Source organism: Rhodohalobacter sp. 8-1 (genome assembly GCF_038150125.1).
In the GTDB taxonomy this organism is placed as follows: Bacteria; Bacteroidota; Rhodothermia; order Balneolales; family Balneolaceae; genus SW132.
Genome location: NZ_JBBVMF010000001.1, coordinates 153,219 through 172,931 on the forward strand (window position 1 = coordinate 153,219; position 19,713 = coordinate 172,931).

14 protein-coding genes and 1 pseudogene are annotated in these 19,713 nt (G+C 45.7%); 8 read left to right on the plus strand and 7 right to left on the minus strand.

Going from position 1 to position 19,713, the window contains the following annotated elements; genetic code table 11:
• Positions 1–95: 95 nt before the first annotated feature.
• The 7 genes and pseudogenes from ggt to AABW11_RS00725 all read left to right on the plus strand — a co-directional run bounded on the left by ggt (position 96) and on the right by AABW11_RS00725 (position 9,702).
• The gene (ggt, locus tag AABW11_RS00695; RefSeq protein WP_340102568.1) at positions 96–1,817 is read left to right on the plus strand and encodes a gamma-glutamyltransferase; all 1,722 of its coding nucleotides are present in this window, start codon (positions 96–98) and stop codon (positions 1,815–1,817) included.
• A gap of 355 nt (positions 1,818–2,172) precedes the next feature.
• Positions 2,173–5,169 (plus strand): glycosyltransferase family 117 protein, encoded by a 2,997-nt coding sequence (locus AABW11_RS00700; protein WP_340102569.1) that lies wholly within the window; start codon positions 2,173–2,175, stop codon positions 5,167–5,169.
• A 75-nt stretch (positions 5,170–5,244) separates the two neighbouring features.
• Complete coding sequence (locus tag AABW11_RS00705; RefSeq protein ID WP_340102570.1) at positions 5,245–5,712, plus strand: hypothetical protein; 468 nt, start codon at positions 5,245–5,247, stop codon at positions 5,710–5,712.
• Positions 5,693–6,163, plus strand: a complete 471-nt coding sequence (gene ybeY / locus AABW11_RS00710) for an rRNA maturation RNase YbeY (protein ID WP_340102571.1) — start codon at positions 5,693–5,695, stop codon at positions 6,161–6,163. Before AABW11_RS00705 ends, ybeY begins: the two co-directional genes overlap by 20 nt.
• Positions 6,160–7,527 (plus strand): DNA topoisomerase, encoded by a 1,368-nt coding sequence (locus tag AABW11_RS00715; protein WP_340102572.1) that lies wholly within the window; start codon positions 6,160–6,162, stop codon positions 7,525–7,527. Before ybeY ends, AABW11_RS00715 begins: the two co-directional genes overlap by 4 nt.
• A gap of 298 nt (positions 7,528–7,825) precedes the next feature.
• Positions 7,826–8,278: pseudogene (tnpA, locus tag AABW11_RS00720) on the plus strand (IS200/IS605 family transposase).
• A gap of 296 nt (positions 8,279–8,574) precedes the next feature.
• Positions 8,575–9,702, plus strand: a complete 1,128-nt coding sequence (locus AABW11_RS00725) for a DUF445 family protein (RefSeq protein ID WP_340102574.1) — start codon at positions 8,575–8,577, stop codon at positions 9,700–9,702.
• Positions 9,703–10,195: 493 nt separating this feature from the next.
• Here AABW11_RS00725 and AABW11_RS00730 read toward each other — a convergent pair whose 3' ends face one another.
• From AABW11_RS00730 to speD, 4 genes are all read right to left on the minus strand, one after another.
• On the minus strand, positions 10,196–11,872 hold the full coding sequence (locus AABW11_RS00730; RefSeq protein WP_340102575.1) for a BamA/TamA family outer membrane protein: 1,677 nt from the start codon (positions 11,870–11,872) through the stop codon (positions 10,196–10,198).
• 79 nt (positions 11,873–11,951) lie between these two features.
• The gene (gene speE, locus AABW11_RS00735) at positions 11,952–12,803 is read right to left on the minus strand and encodes a polyamine aminopropyltransferase (protein WP_340102576.1); all 852 of its coding nucleotides are present in this window, start codon (positions 12,801–12,803) and stop codon (positions 11,952–11,954) included.
• A 130-nt stretch (positions 12,804–12,933) separates the two neighbouring features.
• Entirely contained in the window at positions 12,934–13,410 is a 477-nt protein-coding gene (locus tag AABW11_RS00740) for a pyruvoyl-dependent arginine decarboxylase (protein WP_340102577.1), read from the minus strand.
• An 18-nt stretch (positions 13,411–13,428) separates the two neighbouring features.
• Positions 13,429–13,833: an adenosylmethionine decarboxylase gene (speD, locus tag AABW11_RS00745; RefSeq protein WP_340102578.1), complete on the minus strand. Its 405-nt coding sequence runs from the start codon at positions 13,831–13,833 to the stop codon at positions 13,429–13,431.
• Between the two features lie 152 nt (positions 13,834–13,985).
• Here speD and AABW11_RS00750 point away from each other — a divergent pair, with 152 nt between their 5' ends.
• Positions 13,986–15,980, plus strand: a complete 1,995-nt coding sequence (locus AABW11_RS00750) for an alpha-ketoacid dehydrogenase subunit alpha/beta (protein ID WP_340102579.1) — start codon at positions 13,986–13,988, stop codon at positions 15,978–15,980.
• 385 nt (positions 15,981–16,365) lie between these two features.
• Here AABW11_RS00750 and AABW11_RS00755 read toward each other — a convergent pair whose 3' ends face one another.
• The 3 genes from AABW11_RS00755 to folD form a co-directional block, all read right to left on the minus strand.
• Complete coding sequence (locus tag AABW11_RS00755) at positions 16,366–16,512, minus strand: hypothetical protein (protein WP_340102580.1); 147 nt, start codon at positions 16,510–16,512, stop codon at positions 16,366–16,368.
• A gap of 22 nt (positions 16,513–16,534) precedes the next feature.
• Positions 16,535–18,652 (minus strand): M3 family metallopeptidase, encoded by a 2,118-nt coding sequence (locus AABW11_RS00760; protein ID WP_340102581.1) that lies wholly within the window; start codon positions 18,650–18,652, stop codon positions 16,535–16,537.
• A 163-nt stretch (positions 18,653–18,815) separates the two neighbouring features.
• On the minus strand, positions 18,816–19,706 hold the full coding sequence (gene folD, locus AABW11_RS00765) for a bifunctional methylenetetrahydrofolate dehydrogenase/methenyltetrahydrofolate cyclohydrolase FolD (RefSeq protein WP_340102582.1): 891 nt from the start codon (positions 19,704–19,706) through the stop codon (positions 18,816–18,818).
• Between the last annotated feature and the right edge of the window lie 7 nt (positions 19,707–19,713).

Below are 19,713 nucleotides of genomic sequence, written 5' to 3' on the forward strand. Positions count from 1 at the left end.
CCTTTTTTAAGGGGGAGTTTCAGAAAAACGTTAAGAATCAAACTCAGGTTATTAACACTTCCGTTAACCTATCATATACCACCATATTCTTGCTCATGGTTCATTCATTAAAATCTAAGCTACTCCCCTCATTTCTGATTTTATTCATAATTTTTTACCTGCCTGCAGCATTGATATCATATTCGCAGGTAGCCGACCCGATCCCGTATGCGGAAGCCACAATAACATCAGCTGACAACTACGCAACTCAAGCCGGCATCGAGACCTTTCAAAAAGGTGGTAACGCGATTGATGCGGCCATTGCCGTGCAGTTTGCGCTTGCAGTAACGCTGCCAAGAGCCGGCAATATCGGGGGCGGGGGATTTATGATGCTTCGCCTGGCAAATGGGGAGATCAAAGCACTCGATTTCAGAGAGAAAGCGCCTTCAAGGGCAACTGAAGATATGTTTCTGGATGAAAGCGGAACCTATGTTCCTGAACTGAGCCGGACCGGCGGGCTTGCTTCAGGCGTTCCGGGAACTGTGGATGGAATGATCAGTGCCCTTGAGCGGCATGGAACCTTGCCGCTTGAAGTGATCCTTGAGCCAGCTATTCGTTTAGCCCGCGAAGGATTTCGCTTAACCCACTCTCACGCCGAGAGCCTCAACCAGAACCGCGACCAATTTTTAAATTTTGAGGCCTCAGAAAAGATTTTTATCAAACAAGATGGATCGCGCTGGGTAGCGAGTGATATTCTTATTCAGCTGGATTTGGCAGACACATTCGAACGCATTGCCCGGCGCGGGCGTGATGGATTCTACTCAGGGTACACCGCCCGGCTGATTATTGATGAACAACAGCGACAGGGCGGGCGAATGACGCTCCGGGATCTCAGGAATTACGAAAGCGTGTGGCGCGCCCCCATTCGTGCACAGTTCAACAGCTATGAGCTATTCATGATGCCGCCCCCAAGCAGCGGTGGTGTGGTGATGAGCCAGGTTATTTCAATGATTAACGGCGTCACAGCTGATTCCGTTGGCGTAAATTCCTCTGAATATATCCATCTGCTGAGCGAAGCCTTCCGCCGGTCATTTGCCGATCGCAATTATTTTCTCGGAGATCCCGATTTTGTGTCGATGCCGATAGAAACGTTGCTCTCAGGACGTTACGCTGAAGAGCGGTTTTCAGACTTTGATCCCCAATCCGCAACGCCCAGCAGCGAGATTAATCACGGGCAAATTCCGGGGTTTTCTGAAAGCGATGAAACCACCCATTTTTCCGTAGTGGATGCGGATGGAAATGCAGTTGCCATCACTACAACCCTAAACGGATCTTACGGTAGCCATGTAACGGTTGGCGGAGCGGGATTCCTGCTCAACAATGAGATGGACGATTTTTCAGCCAAACCCGGAGTTCCAAACATGTACGGACTTATTGGGGCCGAAGCGAACAAAGTTGAACCAGACAAGCGAATGCTTAGCAGTATGAGCCCCACTATTGTCACTATTAATGGTGACCTGAAAATGGTAGCAGGCGGAAGTGGCGGTCCAACTATTATCACAGCAGTGCTACAGGATATATTAAATGTGTTGCTGTATGGAATGAATGCTGCACAGGCGATATCATCCCCGAGGTTCCATCACCAATGGCTGCCGGACCATATTGTGATAGAACGATTTACGATGCCGGACGATGTTCAACAGAACCTCAGACAAAAAGGCCACACACTTCGTATTGTATCTACTCTTGCGAGGACGCACATTATAGTTATCGATGACGATCAAAATCGAACTGCTGCGGCTGATCCCAGAGGCCACGGGTCTGTTGCCGGTTATTAAGAACCTGAGTTCAATTCTTAATTATTAATTAATTATATGTGAGCCAATCTATTAAGAGCGTCATCCCGCGCTTGATGCGGGATCTCCCATCTTGACATAGGCAGAAGATACCACGCCAAGGCGTGGCATGACACAAATGGTGCTGAATTAGATAATTGGCCGTCAATTTTATTTTTTTAAATCGAATTCAGGTTAAGAACACTTTGCACCATTATTTTTATTGTGCATTCAATAACTGATTAGGTATCTTTTGCTCAATCTCTTCCAAGAGTGGAAACATCAATTGAACCCGATCGTTATGATTCCTGATCATACGATTTTCAATCGACCCTGAAATTTTAATTACAGTATTTAAATGGATATTGCATCTATCTTTGAGCAGCACCGAACACGCAACATCTTTTTTGCTCTTATCTCCTGGATAACAGCATTTATAGTATACACGATTACCGTATCCCCCACAGCTCCGTTTTGGGATCCGTCTGAATACATTGCCGTCTCGCATACACTGCAGGTTGCTCACCCGCCCGGGTCACCATTTTTTGCGCTCGTTGGCCGCTTGTTTTCGATGTTTATGCCTACTGAGTATGTTGCCTGGAGCATCAATATGATCAGCGTGGTGGCATCAGCATTCACTATTATGTTGCTTTACCTGATCACAATCAGGCTGATTGAAATGTTTCGCGGCCCGCTTGATGAGGCAGACATGTCCGATAAAATCGGGGCTTACGGTGGTGCCATGCTGGGAGCTTTTACGCTCATGTTCAGCCACACTCACTGGTTTAATGCAGTTGAAGCCGAGATGTATGCTTCGTCTACAATGCTCACCGCGTTCGTTGTGTGGGCTATCCTTCGCTGGTCAAATGAATATGAGAACGATTACTCGGAACGCTGGATCATATTAATTTCCTATATTTTTGGTATTGGTATTGGTGTCCACCTGCTCAATCTTTTGGCCATCTTTTTCATAGCGCTGATCATTTATTTCAGGGTATATGAATTCTCCTTTAAGACTTTCTCGGTTGCCGTTGGCGCGTCCATTGCTGGGTTTTTAACCATTTACCCGGTCACCATCATCAATCTTCCGAATGTTGCTAACCAGATTTCTGATGCTACATATGGTTTGATCGGACCTGTGACTTACATCGCCATTATACTGGGCGCACTCATTTATGGCGTTTACTACACTCAAAAAAAAGGCAAGCGGTATCTGAACCTTATTCTTCTCAGCTACATGATGATCATGATCGGCTACTCAAGCTACGCACTCATCATGATACGATCGCAGGCAGAACCGCCTATCGATGAAAATGATCCCTCGGCACTGACTGACTTTGTAAAATATTTGAGCCGTGACCAGTACGGAACGACCCCCCTCCTCACGGGGTACACATACAACAACAGAACCGGAAATATCGACAGAAGTGAAGAGTCGCTTTTTCCCCGACGCCATTCCGGGCAAGGCCGTCATCTGCAGTACTACAGCAATTTCGACAGTGACTGGGATTTCTTTTGGAGCTACCAGGTCAACCATATGTACCTGCGCTATTTCAACTGGAACTTTGTTGGCCGGGATTCGGATATTCAGGACGCCAGCTGGTACGCCGGTTTTACCGACAGCCGCCACCAGGATAACCCGGCGAACTCCTATTACTTTTTCCTCCCGCTTATTCTTGGTTTGATCGGGATGATCTATCACTTTCAAAAAGACTGGAAACACGGGCTTAGTGTGCTTGCCTTGTTTTTTCTAACAGGACTCGCCATTATTTTTTACCTCAATCAAACGCCGTATGAGCCGCGCGAACGAGATTATGCCTATGCCGGATCATTTTTTGCATTCTCGATTTGGATTGGAATCGGTGCAACCGCACTAATTGAGCTCATCAAAAAAGCCGTTTCCGATCAGAAGATTATGTCTTACGGAGCGATGGCTTTAATGATGGCTGCTGTTCCCGTGTGGATGGGCTATCAAAACTTTCACAGTAATGACAGAAGCGGCCGGTATGTGGCACGGGATTACGCCTACAACCTGCTCAATTCAGTAGAAGAAAATGCGCTTATCTTTACCAACGGCGATAATGATACATTTCCGCTCTGGTACATCCAGGAAGTGGAAGGTGTCCGCACCGATGTAAGGGTAGTAAACCTGAGTCTTCTCAACACCGAGTGGTACATCAAACAGATGCGCGACCGTAAGACGCACGAATCATTACCCCTGCCTATAAGCCTGACGGATGAAGAGATCGTGCAGCTCACATCAAATTTTGAGATTTACGATCCCGAGCAAATTACGATCCCGGTTGACAAGCAGCTGCTTAACCGGGTATATGCCGGTCGGGCACTTGAAGAAATCGGCGAACAGGTTACTCCTACGCTGGAAAATCAGATACAAATGGCAACACCCTACTCTCTGCCTGTAGAAGAGCTTGATGATGAGGTATCATGGTTCTACCAGGGACGATCTGCAGGAAGAGATCAGCAGGGAAATGAACGGTTCTATCTCCAGGCACAAGATGTTATCGTTCTTGAAATGCTCAGAGAAAATAAGTGGCTGAGACCAATTTATTTTGCAAATACCGTGGCCTCTGACGGCCAGCTTGGACTGCAGGATTATTTCCAGTTTGAAGGGAAAGCGTTCAGGGTTGTACCCAAAAAACGAACCAATACAGGCCAATTTGGCTACATTGATCCGGACGTTCATGCGGAACGGCTGAGCAACTTTAAGTTTACTGAGTGGAACAATCCCGATGTTTACTTTGATGAAAATATCCGGCGCATGCTAAGTAATTACCGATATGGATTCACGCAGTTAGCTGACACATATATCAGACAGGGCGAACCGGAAGAAGCTGCCAAATGGCTTAAGTTTGGTGAAGAAAAAATTCCGTTCAGAACAATCGAAAACGACTGGACGATACCGGTACTCTACGCCTATCGCTACCTCAGGGTAGATGAAAACCAATCTGCGGTGGATCTTTCTCAACATATTGCGGGGCGTCTGAAACATATCCTTACCTACGATATCAAAGAACTGAATGTTCTCGAGCAGGAAGTTTCTGAGCTTGATGAAAGTGCCCAGCGGGCCCGGGCCAATGCAAATATGGGAATGTATCAAACCTATCAGCAACAGTTGAATAGGGTCTCAAGACAAAGGGAAAACCTGATACAGGAAGTGAGTTTCTCCGTAAGCAGGCTCACAATATTGCAGCACATATTTTATCAAAGTAACGAACAGGAAATTGCAGAGGCTTTGGCAGCAGATGTCAACAGCATTACTCAAGGCCGTTTGCAGCTTCCAGACAGCGCTGAAGCCGCTCAAAATGAAGTGAGCAGATTTGGCCTTGGAATTTAATCTTTCATGTGGTCCCCTTATATTGGCTTATCGCAATTAATAAACGGCACACGCGAATAACCTTGAAAAACCGGTATGATTCACGACTTTACGAATGAAAATGTAGCAGAAATTGCAGACGTACTTGGCGTAAAACCAAAGCCGATCGGCGATGATCTTTTTCGCTTCGAACTCTATAATAAAGAGGAAAATCGAAAGCTGGCCCTGGAGATTCATCTCGGGCTCGAAATTGACGATAAACGTATGAATATGGTTTCTGTTTACTGCGGAGGCACATTTATGCAGCTTCATAACTGCACAAATTTTATTGCCAGCAAAATGCTGAAACAGGTCACTTTTTTTGGAAAGCAGAAAGGTCTCACCTCTGGCTTGATCATCGAAGAAGCAGCCGGTTGCAGTCTTTATGCCAATGTTGGCGATGAAGTACTGACAGGTGATTTCACCGAACTGCCGGAAGATCTTATGATGTGCGGCGTGGCACTCTCGCTCACCGAGACCGAAGGTATGGATAATTTCACGTTCGATGATGACGACATTTCCTGAACCGGAAGCCGGCGATTCCCCGTCAAAACTGGAGGTTTTTAATCCATCGGGACACACCCTTCCCTTTCAGGAATCTGACCTTCTTTCACTCCTCGAATCCATCGAGAAAGGTGAGTCAGTACAGTTCCATTCGATTGAATTCGTATTTACCGGTGAAGCCGGAATTGTAGATATCAATTCAACATATCTCGATCGCAGTTATGTAACCGATATCATCAGTTTCAGGCTGGATGATGACGAGTCTGACCAGGCAATTGAGGGTACGCTTTACTGTTGTGCCCCACGCATTGCCGAACAAAGTGAAGAGTTCGACACAACCCCGGAAGTTGAATTTCTTAGGGTAGCTATTCATGGAATGCTCCATTTGGCGGGATATGATGATCAAACCGACGATGATAAAGCGGTGATGACATCACGCGAAGATTACTATCTGCAAACTCTTTTTCATTGAGTGAAGCGGCTGCTGAATATACGCTGCTGATTGTGGAGTCCCCTACCCTTGCCGCACGTCTACAGGATATAGCACCTGATCATATATTTGTATTTGCAACAGAAGGATTTTTATGGAAACCGCAATATAATGCTGCGAAAGGAATACTCGGTAAAAAAGCAGTGCCTGATAAACTGGATCTTCGAAATGAGCTCCGAAGAGAAGCCAAGTCTGCTGTCAAGATTGTAGTAGCCACAGACAGCGATCCATCCGGAGATTTTATCGCATGGACCATCCACAAAGAGCTTAAAACTGAACGAATCCTCCGCGGGCATCTCAGGTCCATCAGCCGCAGCGCAATTTCACAATTGATTCGTGATGCATCCAATATCGATTTCTCTACACTTCACAAACGGCTGGAAAACCGGTTTAAAATTCGCAGCATTTGGTTTGATGTATTCCCTCAAGTTTCCATGAAATCTGCCGGATTGCTTGCTCTGTTAGAAGAGGCAATTTGGATAACTGATTTTACAACTGACAGCGGTCAGGTACTGCGCAGCAATCGACCATTGGAAATGACACTCAGGGGACAACATATAAAGCTGGTACGATCATCCGAAACCGGGTGGATTCATCATTCGCCACTCTCAACCTTTGAGGTCGTCGCTCATATCCACCGATCGTGGGGTTCCGGTTCTTTCTCAGCGGCACAGGCTCTTTTGCAGAAAACTTTTGAAGCAAAGAATCCAGTCACAGGCGAGGCACTTATTACGTATCCCAGAACAGGTAATCGATCCTTTTTCCCTGGCACGTGGCTCGAACTTCAGCAAAAGTGGACCACAAAACGCAGTCTCAATTCATTCAAGCCCGTTTCACTGCGTAATGAAACACCGGCGAACGAAGCACATGATGCAATCCGGCCGGTGACCCTTGATCTTTCACCGGACTGGGTATTGACTCACATGCCATCAGACATTGGCAAAGTCTATCGGTTGATCTACAGCAAAACTCTTTCATGTATTAAGATGCCTAAGCAGTCAGAAGCAACCTTTCAGCATGAGAAGAGTGGCGCGCTATTTATGACTCCGTCACCAATGAACAATTCACGAATAACGGTTTACCCGTATTTATCGGTGTCCGAACTGTGTTATCAACTTTGCAAGCTGGGCGTACTGCGTCCATCCGGATTTGGTCATTTTATTGATGAAGCGATCAAATCGGAAAAAATAACGGTAGATGAACAAGACAGAGTTTATCCCGGTCCTGATCTTACTTCTGCGGTGAAACCACGGCCTACGTTTTCAGTAATCTTAACTAAATTGCGTACCGTGGCTGATCATCCAACACTTTCTGACGAAACAATACGTCAGATTTTATCGTCTTAGCACTGATTGGTGAAAATGAACTTTTTAAATTCAAAGCCGTCAAAGTATCCACTTTAAATCTATAACTTTTTTCAATATGGCGTTTATTCTGTTCTATTTTGATTTATGTGGTAATAAAAAAAGGGCCATTTTGCTCTGTTAGTTTTGTGTAGAACATGATCGGAAATAACTGGTTTTTTACTATAATGATCTTACTTGCCCCAAAGGAGCTACGTCAATAACATAGTGCAGCGCGCTATGGCTGAAATGCCAGTTAAAAAAAAGCCCTGAAGGGGCGTCATCCAAACAAAATCTTGCCATGCCACAATCACTATCAAAAGTTTACACACATATCATATTCAGTACAAAGCACAGAAAAAATTTGATTAACGACCAGATCGAAACCGATCTTTACAATTATATAGGTGGAATCTGTAAAGATCTGGAGTGTAGTCCCGTCCAGGTTGGAGGACGTAAAAATCACATTCATCTATTGTGCCTGCTGTCAAGAAAGATTGCTCAGATGACATTAATTCAGCAAGTTAAGCAAGGGTCATCCAAGTGGGTCAAAACTATCGATACACGATATGCTGGCTTCTATTGGCAGGATGGATAGGGGATTTTCTCTGTATCCCCGAACCAAGTGGATACCGTGATTGAATACATAAAAAATCAGCACAAACACCATCAAAAGATGAGTTTTAAGGATGAGTACAGAAAATTTTTAAATCAATACGGCATTGATTTTGATGAACGATATGTGTGGGACTGATCTGTCTGGACTACGCCCACGTTGGGGCTGCCGGATAGGCTTATTTAACATGTCATCGTGCGCTGCACGATGCTATTGACCGGCGCTCCTTTGGAGCTGATGTGCGCAAAAAAAGTGAAATTACATTATGATTCAACTTCTTTGAAATGGAATAGATATACAAAGCTGATGACAGTTATATATGAATTATAGATCCCATAGAAATCAATATTGAATAATTTATTCTGAAGTCTGAAGTGCCTCCCTCCTCTTATAGGATCAGGATATTAAACCATTAGTGATAAATATTGCAATCAATGACATCATCTGAACCTTCAAACGGCCAGCCTCATAAATCGCTGCTCGAAATAATCAAGACGTACATTCGTGTTGATCTTCCCGCAGATGATGAGAACGGTCGGGACGTGAGTCCGCCTGCTGCAGAAAAATCAGGTATTTTGACCTTTCTGCGCCCTATTCCATGGCTGCTGGCTCTGCTGTTTGCGTTTTCATTTTATTGGGACTTCAGCGGCATCACGCTCACATTCTGGGGCTTTACCCTTGAATTTACGGGTCTTTTCCGGATTCTATCCGTCAGTGGTTTGATCGGTTTCCTCACCAATCGCATCGCCATCATGATGCTCTTTCACCCGCTGAAAAAACGGCCTTTATTGGGGCATGGCCTCATCCCGGCCCATAAAGACCGAATCGCTGTTCGGCTCTCTCATTCAGTTTCGAGCGATCTCATAAACCCGGAGCTGATACGGAAAAAGCTGGCCCAGTCAGAGTCCGTATCTCATTACAGAAAAAGAGCTCTCTCGTCGATTGGTGAAGGCACTCAAGACGAAGCGTTCCGAAGAGATCTGAAACTCTGGCTTCAGTCAATACTCAGGCAGCTTGTCACTGACCCTCAATTCCGCAGCAGCGTAACCGAAGCTGTTGAAGATGAAGTGGAACAGTCAATAAAAAACAATCCGATCGACCGGGCTGCATTGAAAGCATATACGCTTATCCGTGGACGGCAGGTTGGAGATCTTGTTAATGAGGCTCTAAAGAATTTACCCGATCGAATTTCATCCGAATTTGAACACCTTGATATTTATCTGAATAAAATACCCGGTCTGCTTGAAGACAGCGGTGAAGCGATTGACGCCGTAATTACAGACATTCTCGATAAACTGATACACAGGTTAAATGTAAAGCAGATTGTAGAAGAAAATCTTCGGGCTTACGACGAAACAAAGCTGGAAAAACTCATCAAAGGCGTAACGAACGAACATTTGCTTACGATTCAATATCTTGGCGCGGTTCTCGGCACGATTGGCGGTTTTGTGATCTGGCAGCCTCTGTTCAGCCTAAGCGTGATCGGATTCCTGACCATCCTGATTTTTTCGGCCGATCACCTGATGATGACATTTCAGCAGCGGTATTCAGATTCAAATTGAGGCAAATGCCAGTTAAATGAACTACCTCGGGGCAGAGCCCACGAGGTATCACCTTAGAACCCATAAATTTTGTTAACTATGGATTTTATTATGAAGTGTCCCCCTTTGAAGGGGGCAATGGGGGATGATGGTTTGTGCTTGTGATTCAAGTTCAGCCCATTTTTTGGTTACGATAGTCATCCCCCTGCTCACTCTGTTCGCTTTCCCCCTTCCAAGGGGGACTTTAATCTTTTTCAGACCCAGAGGGTCGGGGAATTAAACCACTTATGATTAAAAGGCGTCATCCCGCACCACGATGCGGGATCTCCCATTTATGCCAGTGGTTGAGTAAACCATTGGCAGTATTTTAGTGTTGTTTGAGTATGGGAGATCCCGGCTCGGAGGCCGGGATGACTCAAATAAACTAATGCGATGAGTCAGTCACAGAAAGTTTCGTATAACCCTCTCACAATCAATAAGACATAGATTGATTAAGTCTAAATTTTTCACCTCATCACAGCCCGGCCCTGATCCCAACATGAACGTTTCCATTCGCAAGATCTTCATTTGGAGAAACGGCATACGAAAATTTAATAATTCCTAAAGGAGACTCAAATGCCAGGCCGAATCCCAATGAGGTCAGCGTGTCTTTGATGGCCAGAGCGTCACTCTCTTCGTTTATCAACTGCGGCCTCTCGTAAAAACCATATGCGCCAAAGAGGAAGATATAAGAGTTACGTTCAAGCATATACCTGCCTTCCAATTCGCCCCAAATCACAGAACTCCCCCTAAACTGGTCTTCCCGAAATCCGCGTAGTGAATTCGCCCCGCCAAACCGAAACAGATCAGTAATAATGTAGTGAGGGCTTTCCAGAAACATAGCATTCACCTGTGGAGCTAATACCTGCCTGCTGCCCAGCAGGATATAACCACGAGCCATTGAACGCAATATAGTCTGACTAAACGATCGCCCGGTGTCTGACTGATATCGTTCATCGTTAATAAACCGACGACCTCGTTCAAGAATTATCCGCCCTTCAAACCCACGGGTCGGCACTCGGTATCGATTGATATTACGGAGATGGAAGCCTACGCCATAAAAGTTTGCCCTGGAATCAATAGCAACCGTTGCTGCGTCTGACTCTGCCACCGAACTACGCTCAGCCCTAAGGGTGCCTGTAATCTCAAACCCGGAAAAGATACGGTACCCTCCTCTCAGCGTAAAATCCCTGACAAGGTACGATGAATCCTGCTGCGTAAATTTCAGTCCGCCCCCGATATGAAGCGGCAGGCCACCGAGATAGTGCTGTTCTGCCGATAGATTTAGTTTAGAAACCAGTGGCTGAAGCTGCTCATACCTGAGGTCGAGCACGTTGCCATTGGCAATACTGTTTCGCAAAAGTATATCTCCATACCCGGCAATCGTTGCCGAACCTGTCGGATCAGGCTGGTAGCCGATCAAACCGTCAAAAAAATTGAGCTGTTGTTCGCTTACATCATAGAGCAAAAACGGTGTTCCATCCACAAAAACAAGCTCTCCGTCCGATACATCTTCAAACAGTCCGGAATTCACCAGGTTCTGACGGCCGCGCTCCATCAGCGACGGGGTCAGCAACTCTCCATCTGCAATACCTGAAACACGCCTGATATAAACTACAGAATTTCTCTGGACGCCGGTAAAACGAACGCCATCGACCCTAATCTTATCACCCGGTACAATGTTAACTTTAAGATTAACCTGGCAGTCACTGCTATCTTTTGTGATGGCTGAAATTCTGAATTCTGAAAGGTAGAAGCCTTGTGCTTCGTAATCAGATAGCCGATCATTCGATATGTCCTGAACAATCGATTCCGTAAACAGACGTCCGATATACTTTGAACTGTTGAAATCGGCAATCCTATCCGGCGTTTCATTATGTCCAGAGACTTTGATTGACAAATCTCCAAGTGTGTACCTGCATCCTTCCCGGACATAAATATCAATAGATTCAGATGTGGTTGAAACAGAATCTACTGATGCATCAAGATACGCCTGGTTAGCCAGCCATTGTTTTGTTAGAGCAATAAATACCGTAGAATCCCGGCCTCCTCTATTGGCGGTTCGAACATTATTTGGCAAATCAAATGCACGATCTGTTTGTGTAGAATAGACGTTGATATCCCGGGTCTGCGCGAAAAGAAAGGTTGGCATAAGCAGGCAGAACAGAATCACAAAAATTTTAATCGCGTCATGCATGATGTGATGCTGAGCCGTCCCAACTAATCCAGGTCTATCGCGCTATCACATCAGATACAAAATTTGGAAGCGCAAACGACCCTTTATGCAGGTCGGCGTTATAATATTTTAGTGGCTTGATATGATCGATTCCCTTTTTGATGCGTTCTGTGACGCTGTCGCTTAAAGGATTTTCAGATTTTGAGGCACATGCCATCGACCACATCCCCGCCGGGTACAACGGGATAAAACTCAGATACATTTTAGATACCGGAAAAAGATCATTAATGGCATGAAACACTTTTTTCATACTGGAATGATACGACTCCACCCACGGACTCTCGGTTTGAGCGGTTAAAACTCCGTCTTCGGCAAGTGCTTTATAGCAGAGCTCAAAGAAATCCTTTTCAAACAATCCTTCTGCAGGTCCCACCGGGTCGGAGCCGTCAATTATTACGACATCGTAAGGATCTGTTACGTTTTTGATGAAGGCGATACCGTCTTCGTACAACACGTTTAATTTGGGATTCTCAAAATCGCCCACTGCCGGCATGAATTGTTTTGATGCATCCACAACGGTCTTATCAATCTCAACCATGTCCACATGCTCAACGGTCGGGTGTTTCATCACTTCCCGGGCCGTACCGCCGTCCCCTCCGCCGATGATGAGCACTCTTTTTGGCTCGGGGTGGGTAAAGAGGCCCACGTGGGTTAACATCTCGTGGTAAACAAATTCATCACGCTCACTCAGCATCACCATCCCGTCGATGGTCATCAGGTTTCCCCAGGTGTCGGTCTCATACACTTCCACCAGCTGGTATTCGGATTGTTCAGAAAAGAGAAGTTTTTTCAGGCCGATGGTCAGGCCAGTTTGTTTGTTATAGAATTCGTTGTATTGAAGAGGCATGATATACAGTGTTCAGTGAGTCAGCAGTCATTTTTTTTAAGAGATTCCTGATGGTGTCCGGGTTCAAAATTAAGTACGTTAAACGCTGACAGGAACCTTCGAAAAACGCTCAAGCACGCTGTCAGGTTTGTTATTTGTACCATAAAACGGCTGCTGCAAATACTGCGCCACAGGTTTCTATTTTGTGCTCAATCCCGAAGGATTTAATCTCTTTGAGTTTGCGGTTACGGTACTCAAAACCATCTACAACCATTTGCCGCACAATCTCCTCAACGTTATCAAGATTTGCGTGATCTTCGAATTCCATGATTACGCCGGGTTCCCTGTCATCTTCAGGAATACCTACGGCTATTGCAGCGGAAATCAAGCGGCCGGGCGTGTTACCATCAATTGTGGCGTAAGCAAGCGGAACCAGTCCGCCTTTTGGAAACTGGATAGAATCGACAGACACTTCCTCGGCGGCGGGAGGAAGAATACTGCTCATTCTCATTAAATTTGTGTCGCCCACCCCTGCCTGAAGCAGGGCTTTATCAAACGCATTCAGACGTGTGCGGCCTTCGGATGCTCCACGCACAAGGCTATAAGTATTAGGGGTCTTTACCATCATAGCAGATAAATATTCTATTTAATTATTTTGTTCTGATGCAGCCGGTTTGAATAGTAACCGCTGGCCATTGGGTACTTTGAAAAGACCGCGTTTCATTTCCATACTTGAAACGTTCTTCGACTCAAAATACTCCTTCAAATGCTCCTGTATGATCCAGGGATCTATTGTATCGCCGCATGTGAAAATATCAACAGCGGCGTAGTTATACTCAGGCCAGGTATGAATTGCTACGTGAGACTCTGCGATCACAACTACACCGCTTACGCCATAGGGGCTAAACTTGTGAAAATTATGAGAGATGATCGTAGCATTTGATGCTTCAGTTGCCTTGATGAGAGATGATTCGATGTATTCAACATCATTTATGGTAGATTCTTTGCAATCGTAAAATTCTACGAGAATTTGTCGGCCAAGTGCTTCCATGTTGTAATTTAGTTAACAGTAATAAATAAGTATTATTGGAGAGTTGTTATTGACAAATAGCGATTATATTCTGTCACTTATAAGTCAAACAATAAGCATTTTTTGAAGTAATAAAATTCAAAACATTAAAAATACGCAGAAATTTTGGGTTTATGATATCATCAGAAAAAAAAATTTCCAAATCGAACGCTCTTCTAACATACCGCGCGTTATTACTGCCCAGGTTAATCGAAGAGCGCATGCTAAACCTTCTGCGACAGAATAAAATCAGTAAGTGGTTTTCGGGCATTGGTCAGGAGGCAATATCCGTGGGTGTGGCCTCATCGATTGACGATAATGACTACCTGTTGCCCATGCATCGTAATCTTGGCGTCTTCACCACGCGGGGTGTTCCCTTCTACCCCCTGTTTTGTCAGCTTTTGGGTAAAGCGGATGGATTTACGGGCGGACGCGACAGATCGTTTCATTTTGGAATACCGGAGCGTAAAATTTTCGGGATGATCTCTCACCTTGCGGCAACCATGCCTGTCGCTGATGGTATCGCCCTGGCATATAAACTTCGGGACAACAATCAAATAGCCGTCAGTTTTTGCGGTGATGGTGCCACAAGTGAAGGAGATTTTCATGAAGCACTCAATCTCGCCGGCGTATGGAAACTCCCGGTCATATTTGTTATTGAGAATAACGGGTACGGATTATCGACACCGGTATCTGAGCAATACGCCTGCGACCATCTTGTTGACCGCGCCAAAGGGTACGGCCTCGAGGGAATGCTGATTGAGGGAAATGATTATTTTGAAGTAGCGGACTCCATCAAGAAAGCGCGTAACCTTGCTTTACAGGGTAAACCGGTGTTGGTTGAAGCGAAGACCTTCCGTATGCGCGGACACGAAGAGGCATCAGGTACATTTTATGTCGAAGATGAAGAGTTTGAGCAGTGGTCACCGAAGGATCCTGTTCGACAGTTTGAGGAGTGGCTGAAATCAGAATCCTACATTAAAGATTCAGACGAGCTCGAGGCTATAAAGACAGAGGTCGGTAAAACATTTGAACCTGATCTTAAAAAAGCACTGAAGGCAGACGATCCTGTGTTTGATGAAGCTGCTGAGCGAAAACGAGCCGGACTCAAGCCATTTAAAACCCCTCCTTCAAGAAATGGCGTGAAATCTGATAAAACATCAGAGAAGCGACCCGTGGACGCCATACATTTGGCGCATAAACAGGCTTTTGATGAAGATGAGACCTTCCTGCTTTTAGGACAGGATGTTGCCGAGTATGGCGGTGTGTTTAAAGTTTCGGAAGGGTTTTATGAGCGATACGGTAAAGACAGAATTCGAAATACCCCCATTATCGAATCCGGGGCCATCGGAGCTGCCATTGGTCTTGCCATGGAGGGATTCAAACCGGTGGTGGAAATGCAGTTTGCCGATTTTATTTCTTGCGGGTTTAACCAGATCGTCAATAATCTCTCGAAAGGAAGCTACCGCTGGATGCCGGATCTGAATATTACCATTCGCGCGCCACATGGTGCAGGTGTGGGTGCCGGTCCCTTTCATTCGCAGTCACCCGAAAGCTGGTTTATGGGCCTGCCCGGACTCAGGGTTCTAGTCCCGTCGTCAGTTGAAGATTTTCAGGATATGCTCTACAGCACACTCTACGATCCAAACCCAGTCATCTTTTTTGAACATAAAAAACTTTACCGAAGCATAAAGGAGGTGACGCCCGATCGTTGTAAAATTGTAGAACTTGAGTCGGCACGAGTAGTGAAAGAAGGCTCAGATGCAACGATCATCACATTTGGAATGGGCGTTCACTGGGCACTGGATTTTGCCGATCGGCAGTCCAATAAAAAGGCCAATCTCGAAATCATCGATTTACGGTCACTCGCGCCTATTGACTGGGCTGCAATTGAAACCTCCATCAAAAAGACAAACCGCGTTCTTCTTCTTGAAGAAGCTTCTGAGGTATTAGGACCGATGAGCGAAATCGCCGCTGGAATCTCGGGGCGCTTTTTTGAACATCTTGACGCACCAGTCATCCGCTGCTCGTCCATCCACACCCCTATCCCCTTCAGTAAAGAACTCGAGAAAGGGTATTTGGCCAATTACAGGCTCGAAGAAAAACTGGAGCGGTTGTTGGGGTATTAAAAATTTTTATCTTTGACCTAAGTAACACACCCCTCGGCTTGAAAATCGGCGTACCGCCGTTTTCAAGTCCATTTCCCCTCTCAAGAGGGGATTTACATTTTTAACTTTCAATAGAATATATATGAGAACCTTGGTTCGATTATAAAACGTCCTTTACAAATAATTGTAAAGTAGTGTTGTTACAATCCCTATAATCTATGCAAGATAATGGGTAAAAGGCATATCGATTGAAATCCCCGCTTGAGCGGGGACAGACACCAAAGCGTTTAGCGACGCGTCAGGGGCGTGTTCGACGTGGTCAGAGGTGTAGAACTATTTAATCTTGAGATGAGGCATCTATCCACGTAGATCGAAGCTCCTGCTTCGATTGCTATGAATCAGTCTATTAATAAATTGCGACGACGATTGTTGATAACAATCCCGGCCCATATAGTTCACGCATCACTTCCACATCAATCCCAAACCTGTCGAACGGGCACGTTTGATCTACGTAGATCGATGCTCCCGCTTTGATTGATATTAATCCAAGCAATTGATCAACAACCGGATCGGTATCACTCCGCCAATCCTCTTCTTTTCAACAAATTCGACACATCCGGTTCCTGGCCTCTGTACTCTTCATAAAGCTCCATCGCATCGCGGCTGCCGCCTTTTGAGAGAATATGCTCTCTGTAGCGATCGCCGTTTTCGCGGGTGAGCCCGCCCTGTTCTCTCATATATGCAAATGCATCTGCTGCTAAAATTTCACTCCAGATATAAGCGTAATAATTCGCTGAATATCCGCCTGAAAATACATGGGAAAAGTATGGCGATTTATATCTCGGCGGAATTACAGGGTTATCAAGGTTGTGTTTTGCAAGTGAACGGTCTTCATATTCAATCACGTCATCAGGAATATTCCCTGTGTTCAGCAGATGCCATTCCATATCCACGAGTGTTGCGCCAAGGTATTCGTAGGTATCAAATCCCTGGTTGTGCTCACGGGCATCCACGAGCTTATCAAGCAGCTCTTGCGGAATCCGCTCACCTGATTCGTGATGAATGGCGTAATTCTCAAGGACTTCCGGCAAAATTGCCCAGTCTTCCTCAAAGGTAGACGGGAATTCTACAAAGTCTCTTGGTACGGAGGTGCCGGAGAGCGACGGATAGGTGACATCAGAAAATAGCCCGTGAACCGCATGGCCCATTTCATGGAACATCGTCGTAACATTGTCGAATGTGATGAGAGCTGGATCTCCCTCGGCCGGCGGTGTGATGTTTAAAACATTCATTACTACAGGTTTATTATTGAGCAATTCTGATTGCTGAACAAACGAATTCATCCAGGCACCGCCACGTTTGGAATCCCTGGAAAAATAGTCGCCGTAAAACAGGCCGAGTTCAGATCCATTGTGGTCATAAACCGTAAATACACGCACATCAGGATGATATACGGGAATATCATCACGCTCCTCAAATGTGATCCCATAAAGCTGCTCCATCGCATAAAAAACGCCGTTTTTCAGCACGTTATCGAGCTCGAAATACGTCCTGACTTCCTCCTCATCAAACGCGTATTTATCTGCCCGCACTTTCTCGGCGTAGTACTCCCAGTCCCAAGGCTGCAGCTCATCATTGACCCCATCACGCAGCATCATTTCTGTGATGAGCTCTGATTCCGCCTTTACATTTTCATTTACTGCTGGGATAAGATCGGACAACATATTTAGTACAGCATCTGGTGTTCCTGCTGTTTGTGGATCGATAGCATAATCGGCGTATGTATCATATCCCAAAAGAGAGGCGCGCTCAGCCCGCAAATCAGCGAGTTCCAGTACGATCGGACGCGTATCAATGCCACCATCCTGGCCAATTCCCCGGTATGCAGACGCTTCCCACAGCCGCTTTCTCAGATCCCGATTATTCAAAGATGCCAGCAGCGGATGCCGCGTTGTATTGTTGATGGTTAGTACGTAGCTGTCTTCATGTCCCCGGCTTTCAGCTGCTGCCCGGGCTGATGCAATCCGATTTTGACTGAGGCCGTCAAGCATTTCTTCGTCTTCAACCACAACCACGCGTTCGCGGGTCATTTCAAGGAGAAGTTCCTGGAACTCTGTCGTTAGCGATGATACGCGCTCATTGATTTCACGCATTCGCGATTGCTCCTCATCTGTCAGCCTGGCACCGGCACGTACAAAATCGAGATGGGTGTCTTCCAGAAGTTTCATCGCTTCGGCATCAAGATCGAGCGATTCTCTTTTTTGATAGAGATCATCAACCCGGGCGAACAGATCGCCATTTAAAAGGATATCATCGCTGTGAGCGGCAAATCGCGGCGCAAACTCACTTTGAATGGCTTGTATCTCTTCATTCGTGTGGGCTGATGTGAGGCTGTAAAAAACTGATTGTGCCCTGTTCAGCAGCTGGCCGGATCTCTCCATCGCCACGATTGTATTTTCGAACGTTGGTTCCTCAGAGTTCGATGCGATCTCCTCAATTTCTGCCAGATGCTCTTCTATTCCTCTTTCAAATGCAGGTACATAATGATCATTGGTAATTTCTGTGAAATCGGGGGCTTCAAATGGAAGCGTACTTTCTTCAAAAAACGGGTTATTGCTCATAGTGTTTGGTTGGCTGCAGGCAACCGCTAAGATAGCGGTGAGCAGTGTGATAAAAATTAGAGTTCTGTTCATTGTAAAAATGCTTGATTGATTAAAATGGTGGACTTATAATGGCTTTATTTCCTGTATAAAAATTGAGTCGAAAGTCGAAATAAGCCATCAGGCTTTACCAACGTGATTCCAATAGCACAAAATCTCGGTTCAGGAGGGTAATAATGTTTCATTCAAAGTTTTATTAATCGGGATAAATCGATTTCTTAGCTGCAAGAAGCGTGTTTTTCATCAGCATGGCTACCGTCATTGGCCCCACGCCGCCCGGCACCGGGGTAATCCAGCTCGCTTTTTCCCTGAGTCCTTCAAAGTCACAATCGCCAACAAGCTTGTACCCTTTTTCTGTGGTTTCATCAGCCACGCGATTGATGCCAACATCAATGATGACAACGCCCTCTTTCACCATCTCGGCTTTAATCAAACCGGGCTGACCGGCAGCAACAATCAGGATATCTGCATCAATGGTGTGGCGAGTGATATCCTTTGTGTATTTGTGGCAAATTGTGGTGGTAGCTTTGCCTGACGAATTTTCGCGGGAGAGCATAATGGCCATCGGTGAACCCACAATATTACTCGCCCCAACAACCACCGCATGCTTACTTTTCACCTGGATACTGTAATGTTTAAACAGCTCTAAAATTCCCGCCGGGGTACACGATTTAAATGTTGGCTGATCAACAGCCAGCCGCCCGACATTCATCGGGTGAAACCCGTCCACATCTTTCCGGTAATCAATGCTTTCAATTACATCGTGAGATGACAAGTGCGACGGCAGCGGGAGCTGAACAAGGATGCCATCCACCGAATCATCTGTGTTAATTTTATGGATCTCATGCTTAAGATCTTTCGCCGACATCGTATCCGGCAAATGTTTTGTTCCCGTTTCGATACCTACGTCAGCGCATGCTCTTGTTTTAGCGCGAATATAAGTTGAGGAAGCCGGATCAGTTCCTATTTGAAGCACCTGCAGAAACGGCGCCCTGTTTCCCTGGCTGACCCAGTTTTCAACATCCTCCCGGATCTGGTCGCGTGTTAATTTAGCAACTTTTTTTCCGTCAATAATTTGTGAAGTCATAAGCGTG

Coding starts and splice junctions, on each gene's coding strand:
- AABW11_RS00740 (WP_340102577.1), bottom strand. CDS start 13,410: ATGATGGTAAAGACCCCTAATACTTATAGCCTTGTGCGTGGAGCATCC.
- AABW11_RS00725 (WP_340102574.1), top strand. CDS start 8,575: ATGACATCATCTGAACCTTCAAACGGCCAGCCTCATAAATCGCTGCTC.
- AABW11_RS00730 (WP_340102575.1), bottom strand. CDS start 11,872: ATGCCAACCTTTCTTTTCGCGCAGACCCGGGATATCAACGTCTATTCT.
- ybeY (WP_340102571.1), top strand. CDS start 5,693: ATGATGACGACATTTCCTGAACCGGAAGCCGGCGATTCCCCGTCAAAA.
- folD (WP_340102582.1), bottom strand. CDS start 19,706: ATGACTTCACAAATTATTGACGGAAAAAAAGTTGCTAAATTAACACGC.
- speE (WP_340102576.1), bottom strand. CDS start 12,803: ATGCCTCTTCAATACAACGAATTCTATAACAAACAAACTGGCCTGACC.
- AABW11_RS00750 (WP_340102579.1), top strand. CDS start 13,986: ATGATATCATCAGAAAAAAAAATTTCCAAATCGAACGCTCTTCTAACA.
- AABW11_RS00700 (WP_340102569.1), top strand. CDS start 2,173: ATGGATATTGCATCTATCTTTGAGCAGCACCGAACACGCAACATCTTT.
- speD (WP_340102578.1), bottom strand. CDS start 13,833: ATGGAAGCACTTGGCCGACAAATTCTCGTAGAATTTTACGATTGCAAA.
- AABW11_RS00760 (WP_340102581.1), bottom strand. CDS start 18,652: ATGAACAGAACTCTAATTTTTATCACACTGCTCACCGCTATCTTAGCG.
- AABW11_RS00705 (WP_340102570.1), top strand. CDS start 5,245: ATGATTCACGACTTTACGAATGAAAATGTAGCAGAAATTGCAGACGTA.
- ggt (WP_340102568.1), top strand. CDS start 96: ATGGTTCATTCATTAAAATCTAAGCTACTCCCCTCATTTCTGATTTTA.